Origin of the sequence: Klebsiella sp. Q11, from assembly GCF_964241505.1 — a bacterium.
Lineage (GTDB): Bacteria > Pseudomonadota > Gammaproteobacteria > Enterobacterales > Enterobacteriaceae > Klebsiella > Klebsiella michiganensis.
The window spans coordinates 19,342-37,621 of the sequence record NZ_CAXSXW010000005.1 but is presented as its reverse complement, the minus strand read 5'-3'; the positions used below and the strand labels follow the sequence as shown (position 1 = coordinate 37,621).

Sequence of the window (18,280 nt, the reverse complement as noted above, 5' to 3'; positions counted from 1 at the left end):
GTCGCGGGCGGCTTGCCCTCGCCCGCGCATGACGTTTACCCACGCTTTAGTCGTTATTCAATGAATAGCGTCCGCTCCGGCAGCACCCGAATCTGGCCGGAAAAATAAAGAGATACCCCTATCATGTCCATACTGAGTCGTCGTACACCACCCCCTCAACCGCACGCCCATTGGGGCGGCGTCTTTGCCATGACGCTGTGCGTTTTTGTCCTCATCGCTTCCGAATTTCTGCCGGTCAGCCTGCTGACGCCGATCGCCGGAGAGTTAAACATCACCGAGGGGCTGGCAGGCCAGGGCATTGCGATTTCCGGCGCCCTGGCGGTGCTGACCAGCCTGACTATCTCTAACCTTGCAGGAAGTCTGAATCGTAAACACCTTCTGCTGGGGCTGACGGTTCTGATGGCGGTCTCGGGAATGATTGTCGCGCTGGCCCACAGCTATGCGATCTATATGGCGGGAAGAGCCCTGATTGGCATCGTTATCGGGGGATTCTGGTCGATGTCGGCGGCCACCGCCATCAGGCTGGTCCCCGCGCACCAGGTTCCCCGCGCGCTGGCGATTTTCAACGGCGGCAACGCGCTGGCGACCGTCGTGGCCGCGCCGCTTGGCAGCTATCTGGGGGCCACCGTCGGCTGGCGCGGCGCCTTTTTTTGCCTCGTACCGCTGGCGATAGTCGCGTTCATCTGGCAATGCTTCAGCCTGCCTGCGATGGAAAGCGATAAAGCGAGCCGGCCGCGCGGCTCCGTGCTTCGCCTGCTCAGACATTCCATTGTCGCGATCGGTCTGCTGGCCTGCGGACTCTTCTTTATGGGGCAGTTTGCCTTATTTACCTACGTGCGGCCGTTTCTGGAAGCGGTGACCGGCGTCAGCGCCTCTGGCCTGTCCCTGATTTTGCTCGCTATCGGCGTCGCAGGTTTTATCGGCACCCTGGGCGTTTCAACACTCCTCAACGCCCGGTTTTATCAGACCTTAATGACCATCCCTTTATTGATGGCCCTCATCGCCGGCACGTTGCTTCTGGTAGGACACCACGCCTGGACCGTTGCCGTGCTGTTAAGCCTGTGGGGGATGCTGGCGACCGCGGCGCCAACCGGCTGGTGGACATGGATCGCGCGGACGCTGCCCGACGACGCCGAAGCGGGAGGCGGTCTGATGGTTGCCGTTATTCAGCTGTCGATCGCGCTGGGTTCGACGACGGGCGGTTTGGTATTTGACCGCCTGGGGTGGCAAAGCGCGTTTGGCTTAAGCGGCATACTGCTTCTTGCCGCGGTCGGGATGACGTTGTACACCAGCCGGCAAATGACGCAATAAGCTCACGCCATCCGAAGCGGGTAGCGGATTTTTCTCGCCGCGGGTAATGCGTATAATGCGGCTTCGATACACGCTAAAAATAACCGCGGCTCATATGATAAATCTCAATCGATGTTGTTATTTGCTCCTGATCTTCGCAGCGGTCGGCAGCATTTTTACCGCCTGGCCCTTTGCTACCTGGCTCCTGCTGGTCAACGCGCTGACCCTGGCGATCTACGGCGTGGATAAAATGGCGGCGCGCAGGGCCTGGCGCAGAGTACCGGAAGCCACATTGCTGGCGTTCGGGGTGCTGGGCGGCTGGGCTGGCGCGATAGCCGGCCAACAGCTGTTCCGCCACAAAACGCAAAAGCAGCCGTTCAGAACCCGATTCATCATCAGCACGATCGTCAGCCTCTCAGGGATGGTGGCGATTTATTTGTTCTCTCCTTTTTCTTTTCACTAATTTCCGGCGAGGCTAACGGTTTGCAAACGCGTGGAATGCACTCAACCCGCCGCTATTCGTAGTATATTATTGAGAGTATTGTTGATTATCAGGTGTACCTTATGACCTACTCCATCGGAGAATTTGCGCAGCTTTGCGGCATAAACGCGACGACGCTCCGCGCCTGGCAGCGTCGCTACGGCCTGCTTAAACCACAGCGTACCGATGGCGGCCATCGCCTGTATAACGATGACGATATCCAGCAGGCGCTTAAAATCCTCGACTGGGTAAAAAAAGGGGTACCTGTCAGCCAGGTAAAGCCCCTGCTGGCACGCCCTGGCGCACGGCGGACGAATAACTGGATCACCTTGCAGGAGAACATGCTCCAGCGGCTTAAAGAGGGGAAAATCGAATCCCTGCGCCAGCTGATTTACGACGCCGGTCGTGAATCTCCCCGCCCCGAGCTGGTCACCGAAGTGCTGCGCCCGCTGCGTAGCCAGGTTTCCGCCAACGTACCGGCCATCATGACGCTGCGCGAAATCCTTGACGGCATCATTATCGCCTACACTTCTTTTTGCCTCGAAGGGGACAAAAAGGCGCCCGGCGATAACTATCTGATCACCGGCTGGCACCTGACGGACGCCTGCGAAATCTGGCTCGAAGCGCTCAAACGCACCGGTCAGGGCCACCGCATCGACATCCTTCCCTCTCCCCCCGCGACCCTGGTGCCGGAGATCCTGCCGGATCGCAAATGGCTGCTGGTGACGACCGGTAAACTCTCTGCAGCCCGCCAGAAACAGGTTGAACGCTGGCAGCAGGTTGTCTCTCTGGAGATTGTTGCGCTGTAATTGCGTGCGCCACCGCTCCGTGGCGCAACGAGCAGGTCCCTCAGAATTGCCCCTCTTCTTTTTTCGCACAAGCCCGCTGACTCTTCTTTTCTCTCCAACACCCACAAAATCATGCTTCAAAGACATGTTATTAACCAACTGATAATTAATGAAAATAAAAAATATTTTAGTCAAAACTTGGACAAATAATATTAATTGTGTAAGTTTTAACTATGCCATATTGTTTACTCAGGAAGTGACCTATGAGTCCCTTGTCGTCCGCCATCAGTCGTTTTAGCGCGTACTACGCCACGCTGGATACCCAGCCGCCTTCGGCGCTGGCCGCGCTGTACCACACGAATGCGGTGCTGATCGATCCTTTTGGCCAACACCAGGGGCTGTCCGCGATCCAGGGTTATCTTTCGCACCTGCTGGCCAACGTCGATCATTGCCGTTTCACCCTCGATGCCCCGCTCTGCGAAGGTCAACGTTTTGCCGTCGCCTGGACCATGCACTGGTCGCATCCGAGACTTGCCGGGGGTAAGGCGCTACAGCTTGCGGGCTGCTCGGTGGTCACCGTTGAAGACGAACGAATTATTCACCAGCGTGACTACTACGACGCCGGGGAGATGCTGTACGAACACCTTCCCCTGCTGGGCTGGGCGGTGCGCGGCGCTAAACGGAGGGTGCGGTCATGATGACGGTGCTCATCACCGGCGCCAGCTCCGGCATTGGCGCCGGGCTCGCCAGGTCCTTCGCTGCGGACGGCCACCGGGTTATCGCCTGCGGCCGCGATCCGTCGCGTCTGTCCGCGCTACAGCAGCACAGCCCCCACATCAGCGTCCGCTCTTTCGATATGACGGACAGGGATGCCTGTCGCCAGACGCTCGCTGACTGCCGCGCCGATCTGATCATTCTCTGCGCCGGGACCTGCGAATATCTCGAACACGGAACGGTGGATGCCGGGCTGGTTGAAAGGGTCATCACCACTAATTTTCTCGGGCCGGTGAACTGCCTGGCGGCGATTCAGTCGCAGCTGTCAGCCGGGAATCGCGTGGTGCTGGTGAGCTCGATGGCGCACTGGCTACCCTTTCCTCGGGCCGAAGCCTATGGCGCCTCGAAAGCGGCGCTGACCTGGTTTGCCAACAGTCTGCGCCTGGACTGGGAGCCAAGAGGGATCGCCGTCACGGTCGTTTCGCCGGGGTTTGTTGACACTCCGCTGACGCGTAAAAACGATTTTTCTATGCCCGGCCAGGTGAGCGTGGAGCAGGCGGTTAAAGCGATTCGCCGCGGTCTGGCGAAAGGGCACGATCGTATCGCCTTCCCGACGGGCTTTTGCCTGCTTCTGCGCCTGCTGGCCGGGCTTCCTGAAGGACTTCAGCGCAGGCTATTGCGCAGGATGGTGCGCTCATGAAAATCGCGATTATTGGCAGCGGCATTGCCGGGCTGACCTGCGCCTGGCGCCTTGCCGGGCAACACGAAGTGACCCTGTTCGAAGCGGCGTCCACGCCGGGGGGACATACCGCCACGGTGGATATCGCCACGCCGCAGGGTACCTGGGCCATCGATACCGGATTCATCGTGTATAACGATCGCACCTATCCGCGCTTTATGGGCCTGCTTAACGAGCTTGGGCTGAGCGGTCAAAAAACGCAGATGAGCTTTTCGGTCCACAATCCGCAGAGCGGGATGGAGTATAACGGCCACAGCCTGAGCTCGCTTTTCGCCCAGCGGCGCAATCTGTTAAAGCCGGCCTTCTGGAGGTTGCTGACGGAGATCGTCCGCTTTAATCGCCTGGCGAAGCAGGCTCTGGCGGGAGCGTTCGACCCGGGCGCCACGCTGCAGACCTTCCTTGAGCGGCACCGTTTTAGCCCCTTTTTCGCACGCCACTATATCCTGCCGATGGGGGCCGCTATCTGGTCTTCGTCGCTGCAGGAGATGCGCCGCTTCCCGCTGGCGCTGTTCTTGCGCTTCTTTGATAATCACGGCCTGCTGGATATCCGCCAGCGCCCGCAGTGGTACGTGGTGCCCGGCGGCTCGCGCGAATACGTGCGCGCCCTGCTTGCCCGGTCCGGCGATCGCCTGCGCCTCAATGCGCCGGTGCAGAACGTGATCCGTCATCAGGATGGCGTCACGCTCCAGCTGGCAGCGGAGGAGCAGCACTTCGATCAGGCGATCTTCGCCTGCCACTCTGCCGAAGCGCTGGCCATGCTGGCGGACCCGACGCTCGCCGAACGCGAAATACTGGGGGATATCGGCTGGCAGCGAAACGAGGTGGTCCTGCACAGCGATCCCCGCTGGCTGCCGGTGCGCAAGCGCGCCTGGGCCAGCTGGAACTATCGCCTGAGCGAACAAGATCAGGCCAGCGCCTGCGTCACCTATAACATGAATATTCTCCAGGGCCTGCCTGCCGACGCCCCGCTGTTCTGCGTCACCCTCAATCCGCCAACGCCGGTGGACCCGCGCTTCGTCTGGAAGCGTATGGTCTATGAACACCCGCTATTTAATCCCCAAAGCTGGTCCGCCCAGATGCGGCGCGAGGAGATTAACGGCCGCCAGCGAAGCTGGTTCTGCGGCGCGTACTGGTACAACGGTTTTCATGAAGATGGCGTGCGCAGCGCCCTCGATGTGGTCAACGGCATCATCGCGGCGGAGAACCTCTGACATGAACAGCTGCCTCTATCAGGGCGTATTACGCCACCGCCGTCTTCAGCCGAAAGCGCACCACTTTCGCTATCGCATCTTTATGGCCTGGCTCGATCTGGATGAGCTGGATCGGCTCGGCGAAGCGGGTATCCGCCGCAATCGCTTTGCTGCCGCCTCTTTTTACGATGCGGATTATCCGCTGGGCACGCCGCTGAAAGCGCAGGTTCTGAACCGGCTGGAAAACCTGACCGGCACGCGCCCGGATGGCCGCGTCATGCTGCTGACCCAACTGCGCTACCTGGGCTTTCATTTTAACCCGGTCAACTTTTACTACTGCTACGACGGCGCCGGTACCCTGCGCTGGGTGCTGGCCGAAGTGCGCAACACGCCGTGGAATGAGCGCCATTACTACGCGGTAGACGGTCAACGGGCGCGCCCGCTGGCGAAAGCCTTTCACGTCTCGCCGTTTAACCCGATGGATATGGTCTACCTCTGGCGCTTTAACAGTCCCGGTAAAACGCTGCACATGCATATCGAGAACCATCAGGCCGCGAAAGTCTTCGACGCCACGCTGGCCCTGAGCCGCGCGCCTTTAACGCGGGCCAGCCTGCGCGGGCTGCTGCTGCGCATTCCGCTGATGACGCTGAAAACCGTCCTCGCGATCTACTGGCAGGCGCTGCGGCTATGGCTCAAGCGCGTGCCGCTGTACAACCACCCTGTCAGCAGGAGTGAACGTTCATGACCGATCCAGTCTTTGCGCTTGAACCCGATATCCCGCGCAACGTGCGTATCGCGCGCTGGTTGCTCTTTCGTCTGTTGAGCGGCATTCGCGAAGGGGCGCTCACCGTACGCGAAGGGGCGCAGACCTTTCACTTTGGCGACCCCGCCGCCGCGCTGCGCGCCGAGGTGCACGTGCTCTCCTCGGGCGTCTACCGGCGTTTACTGACCGGCGGCAGCCTCGCCGCCGCGGAGGCCTGGATGGACGGCGAATGGGAGAGCCAGCAGTTGACGCCGCTGCTGCAGATCCTGGCGCGTAACGGCCAGGTACTGGGGCGGCTGGAGCGCGGCTTCCGGCTGCTGGGCAAGCCCGTAGAGCGGCTGCGCCACTGGACGCGCCGCAACTCGCGCGCGCAGGCGAAGGCGAATATCGCCGCCCATTACGATCTGGGCAACGACTTTTACGCCCACTTCCTTGACGACGAGCTGCTTTACTCCAGCGCGCTGTTTACCGACGACGGCCAGGATCTCACCCAGGCCCAGCGGGCCAAAATGGCGCGCCTTTGCGAGCGTCTGGCGCTTACGCCCGGCGATCATCTCCTGGAGATTGGCACCGGCTGGGGGGCGATGGCCGAATACGCCGCCCGCCACTACGGCTGCCGGGTCACCACCACCACCCTGTCGCAGGAACAGTTCCAGTGGGCCAACGCGCGAATTGCCCGCGCCGGGCTGCAGGATCGCGTCGAGGTACTGCTCTGCGATTACCGCGATCTGACCGGCCAGTACGACAAGCTGCTGTCGGTGGAGATGATTGAAGCCGTGGGGCAACGCTATCTGCCGGCTTTTTTTCGCACCTGCCAGGCGCGACTGCGCCCGGGCGGCAGAATGGCGATCCAGGCAATTACCATCCAGGATCAGCGCTATCGCGGCTACAGCAAAAACGTGGATTTTATTCAGCGCTACATCTTCCCCGGCGGATTTTTGCCCAGCATCACGGCGATGAACGAGCTGATGACGCGGCACACCGATTTTGTGGTGCGCGATCTGTTCGATATGGGGCCGGACTATGCCCGCACCCTGGCCCACTGGCGGCAGCGATTTATCCACGCCTGGCAGGATATTGAGAAGCTCGGCTTTGACGATCGCTTCCGCCGCATGTGGCTCTACTACTTCGGCTACTGCGAAGCCGGGTTTAACGCCCGCACCATCAGCGTTGTGCAGCTTACCGCGGAGCGAACATCATGAAACGCATTATGACCCTTGGCCTCGCGCTGCTGATGCTGGCGCTGGCGGGCTGCAGCACCGAAGTGACCGACTACCGCCAGCAGCAGCCGGCGCTGGACATTTTCCACTACTTTCAGGGCAAAACGGAAGCCTGGGGGATGGTTCAGGATCGCAACGGCAAACAGCTGCGCCGCTTCCATGTCGCCATTGACGGCGACGTTGTTGGCGACACGCTGACGCTCCACGAACGCTTTATTTACGATGATGGCGAAAAGCAGCAGCGGGTATGGCGCATTCGCCGCACCGGCGACCACCGTTATGAAGGCACCGCGGGCGACATTGCCGGCGTGGCGACCGGCCAGGCGGCGGGCAACGCTTTTCACTGGCGCTACAGCATGAACGTGACGGCCAGCGGTAGCACCTGGCTCCTGCACTTCGACGACTGGATGTTCCTGCAGGACGACGCGCATCTGTTCAACAAAACCGAGATGAAGAAATTCGGCATTACCGTCGCCACCGTGACCCTTTTCTTCACCCGAACCGCACAATAAAAGAGGACTACGCCATGAACACACAACCTGTCATTGGGATCAGCGGATGTTTGACCGGTTCTGCCGTACGATTCGACGGCGGGCATAAGCGCATGGGCTTCGTGATGGACGAGCTGGCGCAGTGGGTGGCGTTTAAACCCGTCTGCCCGGAGATGGCTATCGGCCTCCCCGTCCCGCGCCCGGCGCTGCGGCTGGTGCAAACGACCGAAGGAGAAATCCGCATGCGCTTCACGCATGCACCGCACGACGACGTGACGGAGAAGATGGCCGATTTCGCCAGCGCCCACCTCTCGACCCTGGGCGAGCTATCGGGATTTATCGTCTGCGCCAAATCGCCCAGCTGCGGCATGGAGCGCGTGCGGCTGTACGATGAAAAGGGCAATCGCGGGCGAAAAGAAGGCACAGGGTTGTTTACCGCCGCGCTGATGGAGAAATATCCGTGGCTGCCGGTGGAAGAAGATGGCCGCCTGCACGATCCGGTGCTGCGTGAAAATTTTGTCGAACGGGTCTTCGCCCTGCACGAGCTTAACTGTCTGCACAAAAATGGCCTGACGCGCCGCGCGCTGCTGGATTTCCATAGCCGCTATAAACTGCAGCTGCTGGCCCACCATCAGGCGGGATACCGCGAGATTGGCCCGTTTGTTGCCTCGCTCCACGAATGGCAGGATCTGGAGGCTTTCTTTGCGATCTACCGCGAAAAACTGATGACGATCCTGAAACAGCCCGCCTCGCGTAAAAACCACACCAACGTGCTGATGCATATTCAGGGCTACTTTCGTAACCAGCTAAATAGCCGCCAGCGCGGCGAGCTGCGGGAGGTGATCCTTAACTATCGCTCCGGGCTGCTGCCTATCCTTGCGCCGTTAACGCTGCTTAAGCACTATCTGGCCGAATACCCGGATCGCTATCTGCAGGCGCAGAACTACTTTGATCCCTACCCGCAGGACCTGGCCCTGCGCCTGACGGTGCATTGAGATAGCTGAACGCGCGAAGAGGCTGGCGCACGCCAGCCTCTTCGTTGTTGGATCCATCGGCTTCTGGAACCATGCCTCACCCCATCCGGAAGTCGTTGTTGATCCCCTGTTGCGGACGCTGATGGAAGTCACGGCCGGCTCCGATTTGGCATTGGGGTTAGACTCCAGCACGTTGGTGACGCCGACGTAGGCTTTTTTCAGGTTAACTTCATCGCTCCGGTGGGCAAACATGACGTTGATATCCCAGATAGCTCCTTTACAGCTGTTGAAGGCTTTGGTTATCTGGAATTCGCCGCCATTGCCTTCATTGCCTAAACGGCCGATCGCCGGTCTGGAACTGCGCGCCGTAGCGGGCCTTCAGACCGAAGGGGATCGCCATATCCGGCGTGGCCGCGGTGGTCTGCGGGTTGGTAATAACATCCACTTTTTTATCAGCACGGCGTCGATCTGTTCTTGAGTAAATTCTCGCGCGAATACGAAAATTGGGCACAGCGTGGCCACGACCGCCATCGGTAATGGAAGTTTTTTATCATTGTCATAATTATCTCAATATAGGTTAGCTTTATTCGGATAATAACAATCCCATTCTGGGCAATCAGAATATATTACGTTATTTCGCTTCGCTATTAAGAAAACACCCAAACGTGAGCCCACCCGCAGATATTATCGCCATTTACTCAGCGCGCGGATAACCCTGTAGAGTACATTTCCTGAAGTGGCCAGAGTAAAAAAAACAATAAAACAAAATGCCGGTTTTGCGGCGTTTTAAATCTACCGGGGTATAGCTTGTAACGCGTTAATCAACAAGTGAAATGGAGGGTCTGGAAGAGGCTTTGCTTCGATGATCACAGAAGTAAAAAAACATAATAAATTAATTTAAAAACGTAATAGATTCTTCGAGATCATTTATGTCAGAAATTGTTACACATCCACACAACACACCGGAGTCTGCTCAGAATGAGTAAAAACATAATGCAAAGCCGCCATGATGAATATCATAAATTAACGCGTGGAGAACGTATTGGTTATGGTATGGGTGACTTCGCTCAAAATCTGGTTTTTGGCACAATAGGCGGCTTTCTGGCTCTTCACATGCTGACGGTTAATACCATCAGCACGGCAACGGCAGGGTTTATATTTCTTTTTGTCCGAATCATCAATGTCTTTTGGGATCCGATGGTCGGCACGTATGTTGACAAAAGAACGTCAAAAGCAGGTAAATACCGCCCCTGGCTGTTAAGAGCCGGCGTACCGCTGGTGATCCTTTCCGCTTTACTTTTTGCTCCCATTCCTGGGGTCAGAGGTTCGGTACCTTTTGCCTTCATCGTTTATTTGGCTCTGGATTTAGTTTATTCCGTAGTGAATATTCCTTATGGTTCGCTTAATGCGTCCCTGACCCGGGATCCGGAATCGATTGATAAACTCACCAGTACCCGAATGATGCTGGCCAATAGCGCCAATCTTCTTGTTTATACCCTGTTCCCGATGTTTGTACAGATGGCTTCACCAAAAGATCGCAGCCTTAAGGACACCGGTTTTTTCGGCATTGAGCTCAATCTGGGAAACTATACCGATCCATCAGCCAACTACGCCTGGTTCGGCGTCTACTCCGTGTATATGCTCATCGGCGCGGTGGCGCTTTTCATCTGCTATAAATTTACGAAAGAACGCGTTGTCGCGACGGCAGAACAGACCGCCAACGTCAAAACGACCGATCTGTTCCTTGAACTCAAACATAACCGCCCGCTGGTTATTCTCGGGCTGTTCTTCATGCTGGCCTTCACGTTCATGTTTTTCATGAACACGGTTAACGGCTTTTTCAATCAGTACGTTGTCGGTCATTCAGAATGGATGGGCGCCGTAGGCCTTGTCGCCTCCATACCGGGCATCGCATTCCCTATTTTTTGGCCCAAACTCAAGAAAATTTTTGGTAAAAAAGGCTTCTTCCATATTTTTCTGGCCATGTTTATTGTCGGTGAGCTACTGACTTACGTCTGGTCACGCGAGGGCATGCACGATGCGCTTTGGCTTGCTTACATCGCCACCTTCATTAAACAATGGGGCTTAACGTCCGCGACCGGCTTTATGTGGGCGCTGGTTCCTGAAGTGATTGCGTATGGCGAATTAAAATCCGGCAAGCGAAATGCGGCGATCATTAATGCGATTATGGGCCTCTTTTTCAAAATCGGCTTTACCATCGGCGGCGCGATTCCCCTGTGGTTACTGGCCGTTTATGGCTTTAATGAAACCGGCGCCCGGCAAAGCGCCAGCGCTATCGACGGGATCATTATGACCGCGGTGTGGATCCCTATCGCGTTAGCCATCGTATCGATGATCATCATGCAGGTTTACCCCATCTCTGACAAAAACGTAACCGATATCAACCGTCAGCTTGATGAAGTCCGCGTGTAGTTAAAAATATAAATTAAATGCATTTGGAACATTTAAATAAAAAGGTGTAATGATATGTCACTCATTCAAAACCCTATTTTACGTGGGTTTAATGCCGACCCCAGTATTATCCGTGTCGAGGACACCTACTATATCGCCAACTCTACGTTTGAGTGGTTCCCTGGCGTTCGTTTACATGAGTCAAAAGACCTGGAGCACTGGAATCTTCTCCCTTCGCCCCTGTCAACCACCATCCTGCTGGATATGAAAGGCAATCCTTCATCAGGCGGCATTTGGGCGCCGGCGCTCTCTTATGCCGACGGTCAATTCTGGCTAGTGTATACCGACGTCAAAGTCACCGAAGGCGCCTTTAAAGACATGACAAACTATCTGACCACCGCAACCGATATCCGCGGCCCGTGGTCAGATCCCATTAAGCTTAACGGCGTAGGTTTTGATGCTTCTCTCTTCCACGACGATGATGGCCGGAAATATATCGTGCAGCAAACCTGGGACCATCGCGAATATCACCATCCCTTTGACGGCATCACGTTAACTGAACTGGATACAAAAACCCTGAAATTAATGCCAGAGACCGCGCGTACCGTTTATCGGGGGACCGCCGTTGGGCTCGTTGAAGGGCCGCATCTCTATAAACTGAACGGATATTATTATCTTTTTGCCGCCCAGGGGGGCACCGTATTTACGCACCAGGAAGTGGTTGCGCGTTCTAAAACCTTAGACGCCAACAGCTTTGAAACGGAGCCAGGTGAGGTCTTCTTAACCAACGTCGATACGCCAGACAGCTACATCCAAAAGCAAGGGCACGGCGCGTTGGTTTCCACCCCCGGCGGCGAATGGTACTACGCCTCGCTCTGCGCGCGTCCGTGGAATCGCCCGGGTGAGTCAGTCTACGATCCTCGCGGCTGGTCAACGCTGGGCAGAGAAACGGCTATCCAGAAGGTGTACTGGGATGAAGGCGGCTGGCCGCGTATTGAAGGCGGTCACGGCGGAAAGACGTTTGTCGAAGGCCCGAAAGATGCCATTGATACCGAAAGTCCGGAAGACCGTAGCCAGCACGACGAATTTACAACGGCGACACTCGATGGTAACTGGAACACCCTGCGGGTGCCGTTTACAGAAAAAATGGGTACCACCGGCGATGGCAAGTTAACGTTAATTGGCCAGGGATCTTTAGCGAATACCCATGACCTGTCGCTGATTGCCCGACGCTGGCAAGCCTTTTATTTTGATGCGAAAGTTAAAGTTAAATTTAATCCATTTAACTACCAGCAAATGGCCGGATTAACGAATTACTATAACGATCGTCACTGGAGTTTTGTGTTCATTACCTGGAATGAAATTAACGGTAAGGTCATTGAAATAGGTGAGAATAACCGAGGGCGGTATACATCATATTTAAAAGATGAAGCCATCAAGGTCCCGGAGCACGTTGAATATGTCTGGTTCCGGACGAAAGTCAGGAAGGAAACGTATAGCTATGAATATAGCTTTGATGGGGTTGAGTTCACTGAAATCCCTGTGAAGCTAGATGCTGCGATCCTTTCGGATGATTATGTCCTGCAAAGCTATGGCGGATTCTTTACCGGAGCGTTTGTTGGCCTTGCGGCTGTCGACTACTCCGGTTATGGCGCCCGCGCTGAGTTTTATCATTTCGATTATCAGGAGCTTGGCGACACGTTAATCGCCAGGGACGCGTATAGCTGGGAAGCCAGTGAATTACGGCGTTATTAGATAGCCTTGTCTGGGGAGATTAAACGCTGAAAGGAGGCACCGGCGCGACAGGCGCGCCGGTGCCGGGTGTGGCAGGGTTGTCGCATCAGGCCGGCAACCGGCCGTTCCGATAGCGAAAGTCATGCGTCACGCTAATGACCCGTGCGGGTGGCTATTGCAGGCTTATTCCGCCGTTTTTTGTTTCAGCGCAGCATAGCGGGCAATCAGTTGTTGCAGATGCTGCTCCGTCTGGTTCTGCTGCGCCGCAGACCCTGGCTGATTGCGCGGCTGTGCGGAGAGTTGTCGCAGCTGCTCTTCCGCCGGAACGGTACGGCTCAACGACTGCGTTATGGCAAACACCGCTGACTTCAGCTCACTCACCGTGATATACCGCCCCTTCTGTTCATCCAGCGCGTTAAGCCGGTTCGTCAACTGCTGTAGCTGCGTCATTCCCTGGTGCCAGCCGCTGAGATTCTCCACGGGAAGCGCGGCGGCGCTGACCTGCTGTTGCCATTGTTGCGCCAGCGGTTTCGCCTGTTCTGGCCATAGCGTCAGCGCCTGCTGCGCCAGATGAGTGCCATAACTCAAAGCCCAGTCCGGTTTTAGCTGTAAAAGCTGCGCCAGCTGCTGCTGAGTCTGTTTTATCCCCGGCTCCGCCGAGGGGGATTGTTGTCGTAGCGTCTGTAACTGCTCAGCGGAAAGCACCGTAGGCAATGGAGAGAACCGGGCGGGAAACCGCATCTGCCCCGAATCGGACGGGTGCGTTGCCCGCCATCCTCCCGCCGCGGCCCCGGCCAGCGCCAGCATAGTCAGCATCCCGGCGACAAACGGCTTCCAGGGCTTCGCGGGCGCCGGGAATGCCGTCACAACGTCAGCATTCGGCCGCGATGCCGGCTCGGCGACATAGACCCATTTCACCTGCGCGGTCGGTTCAGGGAGGCTGGAAGGGGCAGGATCAGGCGCGGCCGCTTGCGGCGCGGTCTCCTCTTTATTTTCGCTGCTCTCCAGCCGTACCGCCGCGTTGTGCAGCAGGATAGACAGGGCATCAAGCTGGCCGGCATGTTTGAGCTCCAGACGCTGCAGTACGTCATCCAGCGCCGTCAGATGCGCTTCTGCCTGGTAAAGCTGGCTCAGGTCGATATCGGTCAGCGACAGCGTGCGCATCGCCTGCTGCAGCCGTTGACTGAGCGAACTGAGTATTTTGATTCGCGCAGTCGTCGGCTGCGGCCACATATTGCCCCACTGCCGGGAGACCAGCGCGACCAGTATCGCCAGCCCTTCATTCATGCCGTATAGCCCCGCCAGATGCATGCGGACAAGCGTATACCAGGCGGCAGTCTGTAGCTCCACGCCGTTGTGCTCAAACAGCGACAGGCAGAGTTTTTCCGCGAGCCGCCAGTTGACATCCGGGCGCGCCGGATGGGTTAGTTTGTTCATTTCATCGCGAAGGCGCGCGTAATCCGCAAGCGTACGCGGGTCGCCGCCGGTTTTCAGGCAACATTCAGAAGGAGTCGTCATGATGGTTTCAGCCAGAATAAAAACTAGATAGAGGAGCGGACTTCCAGGTACTGCTGCTGTTTGAGGTGGCGGATAAGCACCCTGCCCTCGGGCATAAATTCGGTGCCGTAGCGCACCAGGCCTACGCCCTTCAGCTCCGCGTCAATGGCGTAACGCAGCTCGCCGGGAATAGCCTGCTCGAGCAGAACCACGTCAATTTTCTTCAGCCGCGGTTCATATTTAAGCAATACGGCCGACAGGATGCCCATCAGCTCATGAGCCGTACCCGGCATCCCCTGGAGGATTTTAGTCATATCCGGCAGGCCGTAATCGGGCAGGTGCGCCAGCGTCCCGGCGCGACAGTTGAGGACGCGCTGCATATTATCCAGCACCGACAGAATAACCTGGTTTTCCTCACTGACCTGATGCAGGTCGAGTCCGCCGGTAAAGTTGCCGTACAGCATTTCATACAGCGAGGGGGCATTATGGCGTGTGGGCATCTCAGTCATCCTTCAGGGGTTTCAGCGTCAGGCGGTTATGGCTGGCTTCAATAATGCGCGGTTTGTCGGGATCGAGATCGTCGCGCCTCAGCACCAGCTTCCAGTCATTCTTCACCATATCCGGCGCCCGGAATAACCCCACCACCGCGATAAACTGCGCCTTCTCGTCCATCGGCATATCCAGGCTGACGTCAGTGCCGGGTTTTACCACCAGGCTACGGCTGGCAAGCCGTTCGTCTCCGGCGGCCTCCTCGCTTTCCGTGACCAGCTGCTGATAGACCCGTTTATCGAACGCCTTGCGGTCACTGAGCTGGTAGACCCACACCATCACCGGCTGGGAGAGCGAGGTGTTCTCCCGCTCATCGGTGTTCAGTTCCGCCCGGGCGGTAACGTCCAGATGCAGGACGTTTACCTGCTTATAAAACACCGATTTCACCGCCGATGAGGTGCTGTCGCTAATTTTCTGCGTCAGGCCACAGCCTGTCAGCAGTAAAGGCATAAGAAGTAAACTCCATCGTTTAATCGAAGTGGTATGCAACACGCTGGTTTCCTTGTTGTAAAGTTGCAGACGGCATTCCGCAATAGCCGCCAGGCTCAGTAGTAAAGGTGGCGGGGATATCGGGCGGGATCTCCTCTCCCTCCACGCCCAGTATCCCCGTCATGCCGAGCATAAAGGGGGTTTCGCCCAGCACCGGCGCAGGTAGTAACCGGGCAGGAACGGTCAGCTGTATACGCGCTTTATAGCGCCAGCCGAGATAGACCCGCAGCAGGACCAGAAAGTCCTGATATATCTGCCCTTCCGGTAACCACCCCTGCGCCTCGGCGATATCGTCCGTGTACAGCGCAATCAATAGCTGGCTGCTGACCTCTGTCGTTTCGTCGCCCAGCACGTTATAGCCATCGAGCAGAAAATCGTCATTGCCGTAAAAACCCAGTGGATCGTTGATGAAAAACGTGCGCGGGCAGTGCGGCGTGACGGTGGTCCGCGTGCGGGGAGCCAGCAGACGCACCAGCGCCTGAATCCCCTCTTCGGTACGCGCAGGCAGGCGCATGATGCCGAGCAGCGCCAGAAAACGCGATATCGGGGTGGCGATATGCTTATCGGTACCCGGCATTCCCAGACCGATAAGGCCCAGCAGGCTCTGCGAGGTGCTGTCCCTGCCCCCCGCTTCAAACGTCGCCGGGTAGGAATATTTTCGCCAGATGCGGTAAAACTGCGTCAGAATGCGGTGGTTAAAGATATCGAGAAACGCCTCCTGCGCTTCGTGCCCTTCCCGCTGCTGGGCGATCTCGTCGAGCCACGCGGTGGGCAGCGGCGAGTCGACGCCGTAGAGCCCCATAAACGTCGTGCGCACCGTCGGCGGCGCATCCGGATGGTCTTCATCATATTCCACCGCTTTCAGCTCGCTGACCGGGAAGCCCATTCCCGGATGCGGGCGAAACCGTACCGGATCGTCCGCCGGATTCAGGGTGCTGCCCAACGGCGATGCGCCCGGACGACGCTTTTCCAGTAACTGGCAGAAGCGGTAGAAGTTGATGCGATAGATTTCCCGCTCAAGCCGGGGGCTTAGCCGGGAATGCGGCGGTTGTGGTTCTCCTGCCATTCGAGGCGTTCTCCCCCAGGTTGTAGTATCAGAATCAGATGGTTGAACAGGTGAATATCGGTATACAGCGCGAAGAAGCGGTTCAGCATCTCGCCGAACAGGCAGATATCGCCGTGCCCGGCGAAGCCGCTGCTGTCGAGGGTCACCTCAATCTGCACGCCGCGCAGAAAATGGCCCTGTGCAAAACGTTCCACCTCGCTATGCCTGACATCGACAATCGCTTCCAGGCGGCGGCGGTTCATCTCGTTATCGGTCCAGTCATAGAGGGCCAGCGCGCCGCGCAGCACGTCGGCGTTATCCATCATCCACAGGAAACTGCTGCCGAGATGGCTCAGCACCCGCCAGTGAAAACGATCGCGGTCCGGCGGGTAGCACGGCAGCGTCGGGGCGCAGAGGTTACGCACCTGAATGCGCGCGGTGGTGGATTTCACCACCGTGTCCAGCAGCGTACTCTGCAGCGCCCGGCGCGGCAGCTGGCCGTTGGTGCCGGTCAGGCTGAGCGACAGTTTTTCATTCTCCGGTACGGTGTGGTTATCAAACGCCTCGCCGCCGAGCGTCAGCCAGGTGTCGTGCAGCCCTGAAGGACCGGACTTTACCCGCGTATGGTAATAATATTCCGGCGCATCATGGCGCAGCATTCCTCCCTTATGACGAAAGCTGGTGAACGGCACATACGTCTGGTGACCGGAGTGGCGCGAGGAGGTGACCGAATCCACGGAATAAATCTCGGTATGACCGTCCTGGACACGCATCGGGCGCAGCAGGTATTCGGTCTGTAACGAGTCCAGATGCAGGGGATCGGACTCCAGCGGAAACAGATTAATCACCGGCGTGCAGTGCAGGCGCAGATGTTTCTCCGACAGCGCATATTCATGCGGCCACTGTCTCTCCAGCACGATATCGATTTCAAACCACGCAAGTTCTTCCGGGAAATCCACATTTTCCAGGCCGCGCAGCGTCACCGACATAAACTTTTCACGGAAGGTAAAATACTCCAGCAGCAGCTGATAACCGCTGAAACTGCCGCACTCCGGCAGCAGCGCCTCCTCCTTACTGAAACCGCAGACGGCAAAACGGGCGTCCAGCGGTCTGCGGTCAGCATCGCCGGGAAAGCGGATACCCGTTTTCGCCACCCGGAGCGTCAGCGCCTCATGCAAGGCGCAGGCCAGTGGCGCGTCGCCATTCAGGTACAGCGGGATGCGGCTTAAATCGATGCGGCTCCAGTCTGCCAGCGGGCTGCACTCAAAGCGCAGGCGGAGAAGCGAGCGCCCATCCGGTTCCGTCGAGATCCCCGCCCGGGCGAGCGACAGGGGCTGCAGGATCAGCGGCTGCGTCGTGGTGTAATGGCAGCGGGTGCGCTTTTCACCAATGGGCTGAGAAAGAATTCCAAAGCCTTTTTCAACGCGGACAGGTTCTTTCAGTTCACGCCAGTCCGCGGTGAACTCAACAATGGAGAGCGACGGAATGGTACGCAGGTAGTGTGGCCAAATCATGCTCACCAGTCCGCCGGTCAGCTCCGGCAGATCGTCGTCGAGCTTTTCGCGCAGGCGGCCCATCAGAAAGGCGAAGCCTTCAAACAGGCGCTCGACATAGGGGTCGCGCGCGCCCGCTTTGTCGAGATTTAAGGCCGCCGCCCGGTCAGGATGGGCGCGGGCGAACTCTTCGCCCGCTTCACGCAGGTAACGCATTTCGGCGTCAAAATAACGCAGGGTTAAGTCGTCCATAGAAATATGCTTTTAGCCTTAGAGCTACAGGAGGTGCGTTTAAAAAATGGGGAGAAGATCGCGATAGGTGTTTTCTGCAACCTCAGATCGCATCAGTGTCATTGAACATTGAAGCAATAAGTTGCGCGCCCTTACCTCATCACGCATCTTCTTGAAATC

17 protein-coding genes and 1 pseudogene are annotated in these 18,280 nt (G+C 57.5%); 12 read left to right on the top strand and 6 right to left on the bottom strand.

Annotated features, from left to right (window positions below; translation table 11 throughout):
• Positions 1-123: 123 nt before the first annotated feature.
• The 10 genes from ACESQ2_RS09170 (at position 124) to ACESQ2_RS09125 (ending at position 8,671) form a co-directional block, all read left to right on the top strand.
• Complete coding sequence (locus tag ACESQ2_RS09170; RefSeq protein ID WP_171820949.1) at positions 124-1,311, top strand: MFS transporter; 1,188 nt, start codon at positions 124-126, stop codon at positions 1,309-1,311.
• A 97-nt stretch (positions 1,312-1,408) separates the two neighbouring features.
• Positions 1,409-1,753, top strand: a complete 345-nt coding sequence (locus ACESQ2_RS09165) for a DUF1294 domain-containing protein (RefSeq protein ID WP_025107991.1) — start codon at positions 1,409-1,411, stop codon at positions 1,751-1,753.
• Between the two features lie 101 nt (positions 1,754-1,854).
• Complete coding sequence (locus ACESQ2_RS09160; protein ID WP_373170321.1) at positions 1,855-2,580, top strand: MerR family transcriptional regulator; 726 nt, start codon at positions 1,855-1,857, stop codon at positions 2,578-2,580.
• A 242-nt stretch (positions 2,581-2,822) separates the two neighbouring features.
• Positions 2,823-3,257 (top strand): nuclear transport factor 2 family protein, encoded by a 435-nt coding sequence (locus tag ACESQ2_RS09155; RefSeq protein ID WP_049071938.1) that lies wholly within the window; start codon positions 2,823-2,825, stop codon positions 3,255-3,257.
• Positions 3,254-3,973 (top strand): SDR family NAD(P)-dependent oxidoreductase, encoded by a 720-nt coding sequence (locus ACESQ2_RS09150; RefSeq protein WP_154918952.1) that lies wholly within the window; start codon positions 3,254-3,256, stop codon positions 3,971-3,973. The genes ACESQ2_RS09155 and ACESQ2_RS09150 overlap by 4 nt, the downstream gene beginning before the upstream one ends.
• Positions 3,970-5,223 carry an NAD(P)/FAD-dependent oxidoreductase gene (locus ACESQ2_RS09145; protein WP_373170320.1) on the top strand — a complete coding sequence of 418 codons (1,254 nt, stop codon included), beginning with the start codon at positions 3,970-3,972 and terminating at the stop codon, positions 5,221-5,223. Before ACESQ2_RS09150 ends, ACESQ2_RS09145 begins: the two co-directional genes overlap by 4 nt.
• Before the next feature lies 1 nt (position 5,224).
• Positions 5,225-5,947 carry a DUF1365 domain-containing protein gene (locus tag ACESQ2_RS09140; RefSeq protein ID WP_160740868.1) on the top strand — a complete coding sequence of 241 codons (723 nt, stop codon included), beginning with the start codon at positions 5,225-5,227 and terminating at the stop codon, positions 5,945-5,947.
• On the top strand, positions 5,944-7,167 hold the full coding sequence (locus ACESQ2_RS09135) for a cyclopropane-fatty-acyl-phospholipid synthase family protein (RefSeq protein ID WP_014838292.1): 1,224 nt from the start codon (positions 5,944-5,946) through the stop codon (positions 7,165-7,167). The genes ACESQ2_RS09140 and ACESQ2_RS09135 overlap by 4 nt, the downstream gene beginning before the upstream one ends.
• Positions 7,164-7,697 carry a DUF3833 domain-containing protein gene (locus ACESQ2_RS09130; RefSeq protein WP_049071928.1) on the top strand — a complete coding sequence of 178 codons (534 nt, stop codon included), beginning with the start codon at positions 7,164-7,166 and terminating at the stop codon, positions 7,695-7,697. Before ACESQ2_RS09135 ends, ACESQ2_RS09130 begins: the two co-directional genes overlap by 4 nt.
• A gap of 14 nt (positions 7,698-7,711) precedes the next feature.
• Positions 7,712-8,671 (top strand): DUF523 and DUF1722 domain-containing protein, encoded by a 960-nt coding sequence (locus tag ACESQ2_RS09125; RefSeq protein ID WP_014229093.1) that lies wholly within the window; start codon positions 7,712-7,714, stop codon positions 8,669-8,671.
• 82 nt (positions 8,672-8,753) lie between these two features.
• Here ACESQ2_RS09125 and ACESQ2_RS09120 read toward each other — a convergent pair.
• Positions 8,754-9,181, bottom strand: a pseudogene (locus ACESQ2_RS09120) (carbohydrate porin); the annotation flags it as partial.
• A 462-nt stretch (positions 9,182-9,643) separates the two neighbouring features.
• On the opposite strand from ACESQ2_RS09120, the gene ACESQ2_RS09115 reads away from it, so the two are divergent.
• Both ACESQ2_RS09115 and ACESQ2_RS09110 read left to right on the top strand, forming a co-directional pair.
• Positions 9,644-11,083, top strand: a complete 1,440-nt coding sequence (locus ACESQ2_RS09115; RefSeq protein ID WP_162763191.1) for an MFS transporter — start codon at positions 9,644-9,646, stop codon at positions 11,081-11,083.
• 54 nt (positions 11,084-11,137) lie between these two features.
• Complete coding sequence (locus tag ACESQ2_RS09110) at positions 11,138-12,817, top strand: glycoside hydrolase family 43 protein (protein WP_046877217.1); 1,680 nt, start codon at positions 11,138-11,140, stop codon at positions 12,815-12,817.
• 162 nt (positions 12,818-12,979) lie between these two features.
• On the opposite strand, the gene ACESQ2_RS09105 is transcribed toward ACESQ2_RS09110, so the two are convergent.
• Genes ACESQ2_RS09105 through tssF form a run of 5 tightly spaced genes read right to left on the bottom strand, consistent with a single transcriptional unit; the run spans position 12,980 to position 18,121 of the window.
• Positions 12,980-14,314 carry a VasL domain-containing protein gene (locus ACESQ2_RS09105; RefSeq protein ID WP_032720917.1) on the bottom strand — a complete coding sequence of 445 codons (1,335 nt, stop codon included), beginning with the start codon at positions 14,312-14,314 and terminating at the stop codon, positions 12,980-12,982.
• A 23-nt stretch (positions 14,315-14,337) separates the two neighbouring features.
• The gene (gene tssE, locus ACESQ2_RS09100; RefSeq protein ID WP_014838282.1) at positions 14,338-14,793 is read right to left on the bottom strand and encodes a type VI secretion system baseplate subunit TssE; all 456 of its coding nucleotides are present in this window, start codon (positions 14,791-14,793) and stop codon (positions 14,338-14,340) included.
• Position 14,794: 1 nt separating this feature from the next.
• Positions 14,795-15,334: a type VI secretion system lipoprotein TssJ gene (tssJ, locus tag ACESQ2_RS09095; RefSeq protein WP_373170319.1), complete on the bottom strand. Its 540-nt coding sequence runs from the start codon at positions 15,332-15,334 to the stop codon at positions 14,795-14,797.
• The gene (gene tssG / locus ACESQ2_RS09090) at positions 15,312-16,397 is read right to left on the bottom strand and encodes a type VI secretion system baseplate subunit TssG (RefSeq protein ID WP_201208839.1); all 1,086 of its coding nucleotides are present in this window, start codon (positions 16,395-16,397) and stop codon (positions 15,312-15,314) included. The genes tssJ and tssG overlap by 23 nt, the downstream gene beginning before the upstream one ends.
• On the bottom strand, positions 16,361-18,121 hold the full coding sequence (tssF, locus tag ACESQ2_RS09085) for a type VI secretion system baseplate subunit TssF (protein ID WP_143440434.1): 1,761 nt from the start codon (positions 18,119-18,121) through the stop codon (positions 16,361-16,363). Before tssF ends, tssG begins: the two co-directional genes overlap by 37 nt.
• Between the last annotated feature and the right edge of the window lie 159 nt (positions 18,122-18,280).

What these genes read in the sequence shown, in the direction of transcription:
- ACESQ2_RS09160 (WP_373170321.1), top strand. Translation starts at nt 1,855, where the DNA reads ATGACCTACTCCATCGGAGAATTTGCGCAGCTTTGCGGCATAAACGCG.
- ACESQ2_RS09130 (WP_049071928.1), top strand. Translation starts at nt 7,164, where the DNA reads ATGAAACGCATTATGACCCTTGGCCTCGCGCTGCTGATGCTGGCGCTG.
- tssF (WP_143440434.1), bottom strand. Translation starts at nt 18,121, where the DNA reads ATGGACGACTTAACCCTGCGTTATTTTGACGCCGAAATGCGTTACCTG.
- ACESQ2_RS09135 (WP_014838292.1), top strand. Translation starts at nt 5,944, where the DNA reads ATGACCGATCCAGTCTTTGCGCTTGAACCCGATATCCCGCGCAACGTG.
- ACESQ2_RS09145 (WP_373170320.1), top strand. Translation starts at nt 3,970, where the DNA reads ATGAAAATCGCGATTATTGGCAGCGGCATTGCCGGGCTGACCTGCGCC.
- ACESQ2_RS09105 (WP_032720917.1), bottom strand. Translation starts at nt 14,314, where the DNA reads ATGACGACTCCTTCTGAATGTTGCCTGAAAACCGGCGGCGACCCGCGT.
- tssE (WP_014838282.1), bottom strand. Translation starts at nt 14,793, where the DNA reads ATGCCCACACGCCATAATGCCCCCTCGCTGTATGAAATGCTGTACGGC.
- tssG (WP_201208839.1), bottom strand. Translation starts at nt 16,397, where the DNA reads ATGGCAGGAGAACCACAACCGCCGCATTCCCGGCTAAGCCCCCGGCTT.
- ACESQ2_RS09150 (WP_154918952.1), top strand. Translation starts at nt 3,254, where the DNA reads ATGATGACGGTGCTCATCACCGGCGCCAGCTCCGGCATTGGCGCCGGG.
- ACESQ2_RS09170 (WP_171820949.1), top strand. Translation starts at nt 124, where the DNA reads ATGTCCATACTGAGTCGTCGTACACCACCCCCTCAACCGCACGCCCAT.
- ACESQ2_RS09125 (WP_014229093.1), top strand. Translation starts at nt 7,712, where the DNA reads ATGAACACACAACCTGTCATTGGGATCAGCGGATGTTTGACCGGTTCT.
- ACESQ2_RS09110 (WP_046877217.1), top strand. Translation starts at nt 11,138, where the DNA reads ATGTCACTCATTCAAAACCCTATTTTACGTGGGTTTAATGCCGACCCC.
- ACESQ2_RS09155 (WP_049071938.1), top strand. Translation starts at nt 2,823, where the DNA reads ATGAGTCCCTTGTCGTCCGCCATCAGTCGTTTTAGCGCGTACTACGCC.
- ACESQ2_RS09115 (WP_162763191.1), top strand. Translation starts at nt 9,644, where the DNA reads ATGCAAAGCCGCCATGATGAATATCATAAATTAACGCGTGGAGAACGT.
- ACESQ2_RS09140 (WP_160740868.1), top strand. Translation starts at nt 5,225, where the DNA reads ATGAACAGCTGCCTCTATCAGGGCGTATTACGCCACCGCCGTCTTCAG.